Raw genomic sequence first — 12,044 nt, 5'->3', positions numbered from 1 at the left:
TATACTGACCTCCAGCGTCTGATATGGAGTGTCAGCTATGAAATTATTGCTTGTCCCCACCTGCACCCTGGCACTGCTCTGTGCCAGTGTGCAGGCCTCTCGCCTGTCCGAACACATTGCCAGCCCCGAGCTGAAGGCAAAAATGCAGGAAGTCTATGGCGCCAGGGCTATCCAGCGCGCCGAGGCCTTTTCCCGCCTGCTCGCGCCCAGAGCGGGCACCACGGATCAGCAGAAGCTGGAACTGGTCAACAACTACTTCAACAATCTGACCTACAGCGAGGATCCCAGGCTTTGGGGGGACGAGGACTATTGGGCCAATCCGCTGGAATTCATCGGGGCCAGAGGGGGTGACTGCGAGGATTACAGCATCTCCAAGTACTACACCCTGATGGAGCTCGGCGTTGACGAGAAGAAGCTGCGGCTGGCCTATGTGAAGGCGATCCGCTACAACCAGTTTCACATGGTGACGCTCTATTTCCCGACGACCAAGTCCGACCCTCTGGTACTGGACAACATCAATGGTCGCATCCTGCCCGGCAGCCAGCGCAACGACCTGCAACCCGTTTACAGCTTCGATGCCAAGAGCATCTGGGTCATGAAGTCACGTCGTGAGGGGACGCTGGCCGGGAGTGCCGATCGCCTGACCCAGTGGAAGTCGATGCAGAGCCGCTTCTCCAGCGAACATCTGCGTGCCCCCCGTCGCCAGCTATAGCTTGCCTGCGGCTTTCAACTCCTCGAAATACCTTGCTGCCCCTGGATGTTGCGGGGCGTTCAGCACTGGGCCTATCTTGTTGCGCGCCTTGTGGAACAGGTTGGCATAGCCATAGGTCTGCTCGTTGAAACTGGTCTGCTGGCTCAGCATGGCCTTGGTCAGGCGATAGGCATCTTCATCCGGCGTGGCGGCATTGGTCACCAGGGTGGCGGCGATGGCAAAGGTGGGGGTGGCTTTCAGGTTGCCGGGATAGATGCGGGCCGGAACCTGGCTGCGCTGGTAGTATTTGACGCCTTGCAGCAGTTGATCCCGGGTCGCGCCCTCGATGGCCATGAAACGGATGGCGCAGCGCTTGGATGTCTCCAGCACTATCCGGTTCGGATGCCCCATCACCAACCCATAGGCATCGATCTGTTTGCTGCACAAGGCTTCGGACAGATTGGCCACGCTCTTCAGATCGAGATCCTGCTCCTTTGCCCCCAACACGTTGAACAGTGCCAGCGCCGTCTGGCGAGTGCCCGAACTCTTCAGTCCCATGTCGATGGGGGCCAGCTTGAGTTGCTCCAGGGTGGTGATGTCGCCATCGGCCCGCACCACTATGGTGAAAGGCTCGGCGTGGGTGGCAAAGAGGGTTCTCAATTCGGACTGGGGTTGTTTGGCAAATGCTCCCGTGCCCTGGCTGGCCTGATAGAGCCAGTCAGACTGGACGAGGGCGTAGGGGATGTCTCCGGCTTGCAACTGCCGCAGATTCTCGATGGAACCCGAGCTGGCCTGCGGTTTGCATTGCAGTGCGGGGTCGCTCTTGTGAGCCAGTCGGCAAAACTCCTTGATGACCTGGTAATAGATACCCTGTTCGCCCCCCGTGCCTATGGTCATGGACACTGCGTGCGAGCCGGGCTGCCACAGCAGGGCAAGCAATAGAATAGGGATTCTCATGATGCCTCCTGGCTGGCATAGCCATCGATGCCCCAGCTGCGCAGGGTATCCGTATCGTTGATGTCGCCGGCTTCTGCCAGCAGGGTATAACCGGAGGCATGCAGACACTGGGAAAGCAGGTTCCAGTAGAGGGGGGCCTGGGTCAGCTGGCAGCTGATGAAGACCGGCTTGATGGGATCGAGCTTGGTCAGGTTGTCGTTGTTCATGGGCACATTGCTGAATGCCATCTCGACCCCCTGAGCCTGAAGCGCACCCAGACGCTCCTCGGCCAGGGGAGGGAAGCTTGCCAGATCCCAGCGCCAGTCCAGGGTCTTGCCCCTGGCGCTGGCCAGGGTGGGGGCGAACTGTGCCCAGTCGGGATGATTGAGCAGGCTGAGGGGGAGCTGTAGCCCTTCCGCCTTCTGGGTCAGCCAGTCGTTAAGCAGTGCCCGGATCTCGTCCGGCGAGCTGTCCGTGGTGGGGGGGGTCTGGGGCAGCAACCGGCTATAGAGCCGGATGTTTCCCTGAGTTGAGAAAAAGTGTTGCAGGTACATGCCGTTGGCGATGTCGGTCAGTCCCGCGAGTTTCTGATGGGCTTGCAGGTTGTCATGTTTGCCGAGCTGGGTGATCTTGAGTCTTTGCTGCAGCAGATCCCGCTTGCGCTCGGAGACCAGCTGGTTGATGGAGACCACAACCTCCTGCAACTCGCGAAGCCATGGGGTTGGCAGATTGCCGCTGAACTGGCGTTTGCGGATCTGCACCAGCTGCAGGCTGACTTGTTCGAGGGGACGCAGCAGGCGGCTGCACACCCAGGTGATCACCAGGGTGAATACCAGCAGCCCCGCGAGCAGTGCCAGTCCGGTGCGGCTGATGGCGTTCCAGAGGTGTTGGTAGGCGTACCCTTCGTGGCCCTCGAGGGTGAGGGTGCCCAGAATGCGCCAGCCATCGGTGAGCTCCTGCTCGATCTTGACCGGTGGCATGTGGACGACAGCCGGCAGCCAGCCGGGGATATTTTGCTGGGCCGTGTGGAAGACCTTCTGGAACAGCAACTGGCCATCGGGATCCAGCAGCGTGACCGAGCTGACGAAGCCGCCATCGAACATGGCGTTGACTATGGTTTCCGCCAGCACCTTGTCATCGTTGAGCAGGGTGCCCTGCAGCACCAGACCCAGGGCCGTGATGGCCGTCTCCAGGTTGGCCGACATCTGATCGAGGATGGACTGCCGTACCGTGGTGATCTCCAGCATGAGCAGCAGGATGGCACCAATGATGAACAGGATCAGGATGATTACATTTAACAATCTTGCCAATGACATATCCACTCCCTGGAAATGTTTTTGCAACATCTGATGGTCCGGGGGGGAACGCAACCGGACTTGGTTCTTAAAAATAGAAAAAAATGGCTGAAAAAGGCGATCATTTCTGCCCATGCAGGAAGGTTATGCATAAAATGTAAGTTTCGTGCATATCGCGATGAACTTTTTGTAAGTATTTAGGTCTAAAACCCAGATATTCGGTTTTCATAATAAAAAATCATAAAAACAGACCCACAACTACCACCCTTAGATCTAATAACAGGATAGCGGATGAAACGTCTCCGTCCCTTGGTAGCGCAGGCTGCCAACTGGGAACCCCCGGTTCCCCGCAAGCATTTTTACGCCATGCTATTGCTCACGGCCATGACGCTGTCAGCGGTAGCCGTATTGCCAGCTCCAGGTGACATCCTTGAGCGGCCATTGCGTCTGGAGTTGCCCATTGCCACCACTGGCACCGCAACCAACGAAGACAACACCGACTTCAACGACATCCCGGATCACGAACTGGTGGAGGCCGCGGCGCCGGAAGATGACATTCCGGCCGATGCCACGCCCCAGTGGCAGGACTACCGGGTGCGCAACGGCGAGAACCTGACCACCATCTTCAACAATCTCGGCCTCTCCACCACCACCCTCTACAAGGTGCTGGATGCGGATGCCAAGAACAATCTGGCCCGCCTCAAGCCCGGCCAGACCATAGAGTTGCTGATCGATCAGGACAACATACTGCAGCAGCTGAAGATCCGCCTGAACATCAAGCAGACCCTGGTGCTGGAGCGTACCGACGACACTTACAGCGCCAACATGCTCAATGAAGAGGTGCAGTGGCAGCAGAAGAGCTATGACGGCGTCATCAATGGCAGCTTCTACGTCAGCGCCCGCAACGCGGGGATCCCGGCCAACCACATCCAGAAGATTGCCAACCTGTTCCAGTGGCGCCTGAATTTCGCCAAGGATCTGCAAAGAGGCGACAAGTTCAAGGTGTTGGTGAGACAGGAGACGGTCGAGGGCAAGAGCACCGGCAACACCCAGCTGCTGGGCGTCGAAGTGTTCAGCCAGGGCAAGACGGTATCTGCCTGGCTGTCGGAAGATGGCAACTATTATGATGGCCAGGCGAACAGCCTGGAGCGTGGCTTCCGCCGGTATCCGACCCATAGTCGCTACCGGGTCAGCTCCAACTTCAACCCGGCCCGACGCCACCCCATTACCGGCCAGGTCCGCCCCCATGAGGGGACTGACTTCGCCCTGCCGGTGGGGACGCCCGTGATGGCGACCGGCGACGGTGTCGTGCTCAAGGCGACCCGCCATCCCCTCGCGGGCACCTATGTGGTGATCAAGCATGGCCGCACCCTGATGACTCGCTATCTGCACCTGAGCAAGTTGCTGGTCAAACCCGGCCAGAAGGTGAAGATGGGGGACAAGATAGCGCTCTCCGGCAACACGGGTCGCTCTACCGGTGCCCATCTGCACTACGAGGTGCGAGTCAACAACCGTCCGGTGGACCCCATGAAGGTCAAGCTGCCGATGGCGGAGCCGCTTTCCGGCAAGGACAAGCGCCAGTTCCTTGCCAAGGTGAAGAACTATCGTAAGGAGATGGAGGCGGGCTGAGCCCCTCTCTGAGGATACCAAAAAGGCCCCGCCAATCTGGCGGGGCCTTTTTGCTGGTGGCCTGGATTCAGTAACCCTTGTCGAAGTCGATACGGCCATCGAGTTGCTGGCCGTCGATGAAGCGGATGTAGTTGCGGATGAAGATCTGGGCCACATCTTCCGGGAAGCTGTAGGCACTGTTGTGGGGAGTGATGATGAGATTGGGCTGATGCCAGAGCGGGCTGTCGGCGGGCAGGGGCTCCTGCTCGAACACATCCAGCACTGCAGTGCCCAGCTTGCCGCCGCGCAATGCCGCCAGCAGATCCCCTTCATGGACGGCGTTGCCCCGGCCGACGTTGAAGAAGATGGCCCCCGGCTTGCAGTGGTTGAAGCGATCGGCGGTGAACAGATGGCGGGTCTCGCGGGTCGCCGGCAGCACGCTGACGATGACGTCGGCCTGGGCCAGCATCTTGTTCAGTGCCGGCAGTTGATACACCTGATCGAAGCCGGCGCGCTCATTGCCACTGTGGCTGATGCCGAGCACCCGCATGCCGAAGTGCTTGGCGGTGTGGGCTATGTGCTGGCCTATGCTGCCGGTGCCCAGGATCAGCATGGTGCGTCCCTTGAGCCCCAGATAGGGATGGCTCTGCCACAGTCGCTGCTGCTGCTGTTCGCGGTAGAGCGGCAACTGGCGCGACAGGCTGAGCAGGTGGCCGAACACGTACTCGCTCATCAGCGGCCCGAAGATGCCGCGCACATTGGTGAGCAGGTAATCGCGGCGGCAGCTGGCATCCAGCAGCACATCGACCCCGGCGTAGGTGGACTGGAGCCAGCTCAGCCTGTCGGCTTTGGCCAGCAGGGGTCTGGCCCGTGCCGGTTCGGCCATCAGGATGTGGGCATCACCGATCAGCTTCTCGGCATCGCTCTGGTTGTCGGCCCGCAGTATGTGCAGATGGGGAAGGCGGGCGGCCTTGAGCAGGCGCTCATAGTGGTTGTTGTCCTGGCTGAGCAGAAGCAGGGTACGTTGGCTCATACTCTTGTTCCTTATCATGTTTGCGGCACGGCGGAGGAGGGGTCTGTCCTCATCTTACCCCAGTTGATCGGGCAAGATAGTCGACCAGGGCGCTTTTTCGTTTTCGCCACGCCCCTCGTGGGCTACAATCTGCCCCACATTTTGCAAAGGATCCGACTCCAGTGTTTGGTGACAAGTTTTATAAGCGACTGGCCGAGCTGCAGCCTTGGCAGCAGACCGTCTACACCCTGGCGCTGGCAGAGCGCATGTACCCCAACTATGTGCTGTTTACCCAGGCAGCCGGCTTCGGGGATGCGAAGGCGTTTCGCCACGCGCTGGATCAGATGTGGAACTACCTCACCGTGAAGGGATCCCGCGTCAATCTGGGGGCCATTCTGGAGGCGTTCGAGGTCTATATTCCCGAGCCAGGCAAGTTTGAATCCTACGGTGCCTATCCGGCGCTGGATGCCTGCGTGGCCCTGGGCTGTGCCTACAACTCGGTGATCTGCCGGGTGGGGGAAGAGGCCAACGATGCCAGCCACGCTTCGGTCGGTACCGTGGCCGGTTTCATCGAGATGCTGGAAGAGCGGGATCTCAGTGACGAAGAGCTCTACGAGCATGAATACATGGAAGCCGAGCTGGAGTTCCAGGTCGAGCTGCTCAAGCAGGTCGCCCATGAGCGCGACAGCGATCGCATCCTGGCCATCCGCACCTTTGCGGCCCAGGGTGGAATCTCCAACATAGGCATCAGCCTGGAAGAGTGATCTCCCCGTCAGCTTCCCATAAAAAAAGCTCCCATTCGGGAGCTTTTTTTATGGCCGTCGTTTGCTCAGGCACGCTCTTCGGTGAGCGGCCTGACACTCAGCACGGGAGCCGCGTCTATGCCGTCGGCATTCATCATGGCCGAGATCCGTTGCAGGGAAGAGAGCAGCAGTCCCTGCTCCCAGTTCTCCAGTGCCTGGAAGCGCTGGATGAAGCTCTCCTGCAGCGGAGTGGGGGCCTGGGCGAGCAGGGCGCGACCCGCGTCAGTCAGTGTCGCATGCACCTTGCGCTTGTCGGTTTCGCTGCGGATGCGCTGCACCAGCTGGCGGCTCTCTAGCCTGTCCATGATGGTGGTGGCGGTAGCCTGGCTCATGTTGGTGTGATCGGCGAGCTGGCGCATGGAGATCTGGCCAAGTTCGTTGATCCCCTTGAGCAGCAGGAGCTGTGGCGACGTCAGCCCGGCCTCCTTGATCAGGCGCTTGGAGTGCATGTCGATGGCACGGATGATCTGGCGCAGAGCAATCAGCACTTCATCATGTTTTTCCATGGAGTCGGGGTCATCGCAGGGCAGTGGAGAGGCGCAAAATTCTCCGCCTAATCCACAACAAGGTCAATATGGTTTTTGGTGTAATCATTTCTGCTCTAATGAATTTTATGTTAGGTTATTGGACAATTGCCGCATTTAAACCCGACATTTGAGGAGTGACATCATGAATGACGACCTGGATATCAAGTCCCTGGTTGCCGACCTTCGCGTGGTCAGGGTCCGCTATGAACTGCCAGATACCTCGGCTTTCGTGCGCTATCAGCCCGCCTATGACGAGGATCCCAACAACCTGCAAGTGCATCACTACGATGGTGAGCTGCCGCTCTCCTGCAGCGACACAGGTTCTTTCAGTCTAAAGGAGTTGGTTAACGAATTGCGCTACGCCTATGTGCTGGTGCACCTCTTCCCCGACGAGAGTGCCATGAACTTCTATCTGGCCGGTCTGGACAATGGCCTGGCCCAGCTCGAGTTCATCGGCGGCTCCTATGACTTCAACCGGCTCTGGATCACCAGCGGGGTCTCCAGTCTGGGGGTGCCCATGGCCATCTTCCTCGGCAAGCGTCATGCCGTGAACGGCCAGCCCTCGGTCACCCTGGTGGATCACCGCGAGCGGGTGGCGGGTCGACTGGTCTATCGCGCCATCGGTGGTGCGGGAGATCACGTGGGTGAAGATTATTTCAACAACGACTAAGGAGGCCCGATGAGAGCAACCAAAGGGCTATTGAAAGGCCTCAATCCCACCATGGCCATGACGGCCCTCACCGTCGTGACCCTGTTCCTGCTGTTCGGGGTGTTTGACCCGGATACCGCGGGAACCTGGTTCACCGGCGCCAAGGACACCATCATCGCTGGCTTCAAGTGGTACTACATCCTGGTGGTCGCCCTGTTCCTGTTCTTCGCCGTCTACCTGATGTTCAGCCGTTTTGGCAGCATTCGACTGGGCGACGACGACCAGGTACCGGAGTTCGGCTACTTCGCCTGGTTCTCCATGTTGTTCAGCGCCGGCATGGGCATAGGCCTGGTGTTCTGGAGCATCGCCGAGCCCATGTATCACCTGCAGGGCAACCCCTTCGTCACCGAGGGGATGACGCCGGAAGCGGCCCAGATGGCCATGCGCCTCACCTTCTTCCACTGGGGTCTGCACCCCTGGGCCATCTATGTGATCGTCGGCCTGTCGCTGGCCTTCTTCAGCTACCGCCGCAAGTTGCCGCTGGCCATTCGCTCCGTGCTCTACCCCATTCTCGGCGAGCGGATCTACGGCTTCTGGGGCCATGCCGCCGACGTGCTGGCGGTGTTCGGCACAGTGTTCGGGGTGGCCACCTCCCTGGGGCTTGGCGTCTCCCAGATGAACACCGGCCTCAACCAGATGTTCGGCATGGAAGTCTCCCAGCACAGCCAGCTCTGGCTCATCGGCGGCATCAGCCTGATCGCCACCCTGTCGGCCATCTCCGGCGTGGGGCGTGGGGTGAAGATCCTCTCCGAGCTCAACATCTGGCTGAGCGCCTTCATCCTCGCCCTCTTCCTGGTGCTGGGGCCGACCACCTACATCCTCAACGCCTATGTGCAGAACATCGGCGATTACCTGCAGAACATCGTCAAACTGAGCTTCTGGACCAACACCGAGGCCAACGGCACCTCGGCCTGGCAATCGAGCTGGACCGCCTTCTACTGGGGCTGGTGGATAGCCTGGGCCCCCTTCGTCGGCATGTTCATCGCCCGCATCTCCAAGGGGCGCACCATTCGTGAGTTCGTGCTCGGCGTGCTGCTGGTGCCCTCCCTGCTCGGCATGTTCTGGCTCACCGTGTTCGGCGGTACGGCCATGCATCTGGAGCTGTTCGGCGGCGGTGGTGTGGTGGCGGCAGTCAACCAGGACGTGACCCTGGCGCTCTACAAGACGGTGGATCTGCTGCACTGGGAGACCTTCGGCTGGATTGCGAAAGGGGTGTTGACCCTGCTTATCTGCACCTACTTCATCACCTCCAGCGACTCGGGCACGCTCGTGATTACGACGCTGCTCTCCATCGGCGATCAGGATCCCCCCGTGCTGCACCGCGCCATCTGGGGGCTGGGCCAGGGTCTGGTGGCGGCCATCCTGCTGGTCTCCGGCGGCCTGGCGGCCCTGCAGGCGGCCAGCATCATAGCCGCGCTGCCCTTCTCGCTGATCATGCTGGCCATGTGCTATTCGCTGATGCAGGGGCTCAAGCAGGAGAGCCAGCACCAGTTCGAATACCGGCAGAAGCTCAAGCGCCATCCCGGCTCGGTCAATCTGAGCCTGCTGGATCGCATCGGTCCGGGTTGATGCTCCAGTGCCAACCAGGCAAAAAAGGGGAACCTCGCGGTTCCCCTTTTTTCATGCCTGAGCGGCGGCCGGTGCTTACAGCATCTGCTTGAGGCGATAGAGCAGGTCCAGCGCCTGGCGGGGGGTCAGCTCGTCCGGGCGCACCGCTGCCAGCTCTTCCACCACCGGATGGATCTGCGGGGCGAGAGTCACCGGGGCCGGGCGGCTTTCACCGGCGGCGACCGGGGTGGCGCTCTCCAGCTCGTGCAGTTTGTGACGGGCCTGCTGGATCACCGATTTCGGCACCCCAGCCAGTGCCGCCACTTGCAGACCGTAGGAGCGGCTGGCCGCGCCTTCCTGCACCGCGTGCATGAAGGCGATGGTGTCGCCGTGCTCCACCGCATCGAGGTGGACGTTGGCCAGCCCGCTCATCAGCTCCGGCAAGCGGGTCAGCTCGAAGTAGTGGGTGGCGAACAGGGTGTAGGCGCCAATCTTGCTCGCCAGCTGTTCGGCGCAGGCCCACGCCAGCGACAGGCCGTCATAGGTGCTGGTACCGCGGCCAATCTCGTCCATCAGCACCAGACTGCGGGCGGTGGCGTTGTTGAGGATGTTGGCTGTCTCGGTCATCTCCACCATGAAGGTGGATCTTCCCGAAGCTAAGTCGTCCGATGCCCCGATGCGGGTGAAGATGCGGTCGATGGGGCCGATGCGGGCGCTGTCGGCGGGCACGAAGGCGCCGATGTGAGCCAGCAGCACGATCAGCGCGGTCTGGCGCATATAGGTGGATTTACCGCCCATGTTGGGACCTGTGATGATCAGCATCCGGCGCTCCCGCTCCAGCCGGATGGGGTTGGCGATGAAGGGGTCTGTCATCACCTGCTCCACCACCGGATGGCGTCCCGCCTCGATCAGGATCTGATCCTCGTCGATGAGCGTCGGGCAGCGGTAGTCGAGGGTCTCGGCCCGCTCCGCCAGATTGGCCAGCACGTCCAGCTCCGCCAGTGCGGCTGCTGACTCCTGCAGATCGCCGAGGTGGGGCAGCAGGGTGTCGAGCAGCTCTTCGTAGAGTCGCTTCTCCAGTGCCAGCGCCTGGGCCTGGGCGGTGAGCACCTTGTCCTCGTACTTTTTAAGCTCGTCGATGATGTAGCGTTCGTTGTTCTTGAGAGTCTGGCGGCGGATGTAGTGAGCTGGCACCAGATGGCTGTTGGCGCGGCTCACCTCGATATAGAAGCCGTGCACCTTGTTGTAACCGACCTTGAGGGTGTTGATGCCGGTCAGCAGCCGCTCACGCTCCTCGATGCGGGCGAGGCTGGCGGTGGCGCCGTTGGCCAGATCCCGCAGCTCGTCCAGCTCCTGGTTGAAGCCGTCACGGATGACGCCGCCATCGCGGATCAGCACAGGCGGCACCTCCATCACCGCGCGCTCCAGCAGGTCGAGCAGTTCGGGGAAGGTGCTGGCGCGCTCGCGCAGCTGCTGCACCGCTTCGTGCTCGTTGTCCGCCAGCAGGCGCTGCAACTCGGGCAACTGGGCGAAGGCCTGACGCAGGCGGGTGAGGTCGCGGGGGCGGGCCGAGCGCAGGGCCAGACGGGCCAGCACCCGCTCCACATCGCCCACCTGGCGCAGCAATCCGCCCAGCTCGTCGTAGAGGTTCTGCTCGATGAGCTCCTTGATGGTGCTCTGGCGACCTTTGAGGATCACCCGATCGCGGATCGGCTGGTGGATCCAGCGCTTGAGCAAGCGGCTGCCCATGGGGGTGGCGGTGCGATCCAGCACCTCGGCCAGGGTATTTTCATAGCCACCGGCCAGATTCTGGGTCAGCTCCAGATTGCGGCGGGTGGCGGCATCCATGATGACGGCGTGATCCGGCTGCTCCAGGCGCACGCTGCGGATGTGGGGCAGGGCGGTGCGCTGAGTGTCTTTGACGTACTGCATCAGGCAACCGGCGGCGCACAGCGCTGTCTCGCTCTGCTCGACGCCGAAGCCCACCAGATCCTGGGTGCCGAACTGCTGGCAGAGCAGCTTGCGGGCGGTACCCAGCTCGAACTCCCACTCCGGGCGGCGGCGCAGGCCACGGCGACCCTCGACGTGGCGCAGGAACTCGAAGGATTCCGGGTAGAGCAGTTCGGCCGGATTGGTGCGCTGCAGCTCCGCCAGCAGGGTCTCTTCTTTCTCGAACTGGTTGATGAAGAAGCGGCCGGAGCCGATGTCCATGGTGCCGTAGCCGAAGCGGCGGCCATCGTGGTAGACGGCGGCGATCAGGTTGTCCTGCCGCTCGCTGAGCAGCGCCTCGTCGGAGACTGTGCCCGGGGTGATGATGCGAATGACCTTGCGCTCCACCGGTCCCTTGCTGGTGGCGGGATCCCCCACCTGTTCGCAGATGGCGGCGGATTCACCAAGCTGCACCAGCTTGGCCAGATAGCCCTCGATGGCGTGATAGGGGACGCCCGCCATGGGAATGGGGCTGCCCGCGGACTGGCCGCGCTTGGTCAGGGAGATGTCGAGCAGTTGGGACGCCTTGCGGGCATCGTCGTAGAACAGCTCGTAGAAGTCGCCCATCCGGTAGAACAGCAGGATCTCGGGGTTCTCGGCCTTGAGGCCAAGGTACTGCTGCATCATGGGGGTGTGGGCGCTCAGGTTGGCGCTGGTGGCTTGGTGCTGTGCTGTCATGTTCTATTCCAGAAGGTGCTCTTGCGGGCAAGCGTCTGCCGTAATGGGTCTGAATCTGGTGGCCATTCTACATGGTCGGGCCGAGATGGTGAGGGGTTATCTCGCGTTGGGGAAGGCTGTCCTGAGGTTTCAGGGGGCGGGTGACGTTGGCAGGCCGTCACCGGGATCAGAAGCTAAGAGGAGGGTGGGGCGCGAGGCGTGCGGGAGTAAGGGGCAAGATCCCCGCCATCAGCGCGGGGATTGGCATC

Annotated in this window: 10 protein-coding genes; 5 read left to right on the top strand and 5 right to left on the bottom strand. The window is 61.3% G+C overall.

Going from position 1 to position 12,044, the window contains the following annotated elements; genetic code table 11:
* Nucleotides 1-37: 37 nt before the first annotated feature.
* Nucleotides 38-712 carry a transglutaminase-like cysteine peptidase gene (locus tag ACWPWQ_RS03000; protein ID WP_454008960.1) on the top strand — a complete coding sequence of 225 codons (675 nt, stop codon included), beginning with the start codon at nt 38-40 and terminating at the stop codon, nt 710-712.
* Here the strand turns inward: ACWPWQ_RS03000 and ACWPWQ_RS02995 are convergent.
* Entirely contained in the window at nt 707-1,648 is a 942-nt protein-coding gene (locus ACWPWQ_RS02995; RefSeq protein WP_429161808.1) for a TAXI family TRAP transporter solute-binding subunit, read from the bottom strand. The two genes, ACWPWQ_RS03000 and ACWPWQ_RS02995, sit on opposite strands and share 6 nt — an antisense overlap.
* A complete protein-coding gene (locus ACWPWQ_RS02990; RefSeq protein WP_202047465.1) occupies nt 1,645-2,943 on the bottom strand; it encodes a LapD/MoxY N-terminal periplasmic domain-containing protein in 1,299 nt (432 codons plus the stop codon). Before ACWPWQ_RS02990 ends, ACWPWQ_RS02995 begins: the two co-directional genes overlap by 4 nt.
* Nucleotides 2,944-3,213: 270 nt before the next feature.
* On the opposite strand from ACWPWQ_RS02990, the gene mepM reads away from it, so the two are divergent.
* On the top strand, nt 3,214-4,551 hold the full coding sequence (gene mepM, locus ACWPWQ_RS02985) for a murein DD-endopeptidase MepM (protein ID WP_454008959.1): 1,338 nt from the start codon (nt 3,214-3,216) through the stop codon (nt 4,549-4,551).
* A 67-nt stretch (nt 4,552-4,618) separates the two neighbouring features.
* On the opposite strand, the gene ACWPWQ_RS02980 is transcribed toward mepM, so the two are convergent.
* Nucleotides 4,619-5,563, bottom strand: coding sequence for a D-2-hydroxyacid dehydrogenase (locus tag ACWPWQ_RS02980; protein ID WP_454008958.1), 945 nt, complete (start codon nt 5,561-5,563; stop codon nt 4,619-4,621).
* A 161-nt stretch (nt 5,564-5,724) separates the two neighbouring features.
* On the opposite strand from ACWPWQ_RS02980, the gene ACWPWQ_RS02975 reads away from it, so the two are divergent.
* Nucleotides 5,725-6,306 (top strand): YjaG family protein, encoded by a 582-nt coding sequence (locus ACWPWQ_RS02975; protein WP_338888779.1) that lies wholly within the window; start codon nt 5,725-5,727, stop codon nt 6,304-6,306.
* Nucleotides 6,307-6,371: 65 nt separating this feature from the next.
* Here the strand turns inward: ACWPWQ_RS02975 and ACWPWQ_RS02970 are convergent, their stop codons facing one another.
* Entirely contained in the window at nt 6,372-6,851 is a 480-nt protein-coding gene (locus ACWPWQ_RS02970) for a MarR family winged helix-turn-helix transcriptional regulator (protein WP_025325615.1), read from the bottom strand.
* Nucleotides 6,852-7,014: 163 nt separating this feature from the next.
* Here ACWPWQ_RS02970 and ACWPWQ_RS02965 point away from each other — a divergent pair, with 163 nt between their 5' ends.
* Both ACWPWQ_RS02965 and ACWPWQ_RS02960 read left to right on the top strand, forming a co-directional pair.
* Complete coding sequence (locus ACWPWQ_RS02965; protein WP_454008957.1) at nt 7,015-7,542, top strand: hypothetical protein; 528 nt, start codon at nt 7,015-7,017, stop codon at nt 7,540-7,542.
* 9 nt (nt 7,543-7,551) lie between these two features.
* Entirely contained in the window at nt 7,552-9,150 is a 1,599-nt protein-coding gene (locus ACWPWQ_RS02960) for a BCCT family transporter (RefSeq protein ID WP_429161812.1), read from the top strand.
* 75 nt (nt 9,151-9,225) lie between these two features.
* On the opposite strand, the gene mutS is transcribed toward ACWPWQ_RS02960, so the two are convergent.
* Entirely contained in the window at nt 9,226-11,796 is a 2,571-nt protein-coding gene (gene mutS, locus ACWPWQ_RS02955; RefSeq protein WP_454008956.1) for a DNA mismatch repair protein MutS, read from the bottom strand.
* Between the last annotated feature and the right edge of the window lie 248 nt (nt 11,797-12,044).

Source organism: Aeromonas sp. Marseille-Q7275 (assembly GCF_965119515.1).
Note: the sequence above shows the minus strand (reverse complement) of the source record. Positions and strands in the feature narration are given on the sequence as shown.

Bases quoted from the DNA above. Each gene is read 5' to 3' on its own strand.
- ACWPWQ_RS02965 (WP_454008957.1), top strand. From the start codon at position 7,015: ATGAATGACGACCTGGATATCAAGTCCCTGGTTGCCGACCTTCGCGTG.
- ACWPWQ_RS02990 (WP_202047465.1), bottom strand. From the start codon at position 2,943: ATGTCATTGGCAAGATTGTTAAATGTAATCATCCTGATCCTGTTCATC.
- ACWPWQ_RS02980 (WP_454008958.1), bottom strand. From the start codon at position 5,563: ATGAGCCAACGTACCCTGCTTCTGCTCAGCCAGGACAACAACCACTAT.
- ACWPWQ_RS02995 (WP_429161808.1), bottom strand. From the start codon at position 1,648: ATGAGAATCCCTATTCTATTGCTTGCCCTGCTGTGGCAGCCCGGCTCG.
- mutS (WP_454008956.1), bottom strand. From the start codon at position 11,796: ATGACAGCACAGCACCAAGCCACCAGCGCCAACCTGAGCGCCCACACC.
- ACWPWQ_RS03000 (WP_454008960.1), top strand. From the start codon at position 38: ATGAAATTATTGCTTGTCCCCACCTGCACCCTGGCACTGCTCTGTGCC.
- ACWPWQ_RS02960 (WP_429161812.1), top strand. From the start codon at position 7,552: ATGAGAGCAACCAAAGGGCTATTGAAAGGCCTCAATCCCACCATGGCC.
- mepM (WP_454008959.1), top strand. From the start codon at position 3,214: ATGAAACGTCTCCGTCCCTTGGTAGCGCAGGCTGCCAACTGGGAACCC.
- ACWPWQ_RS02970 (WP_025325615.1), bottom strand. From the start codon at position 6,851: ATGGAAAAACATGATGAAGTGCTGATTGCTCTGCGCCAGATCATCCGT.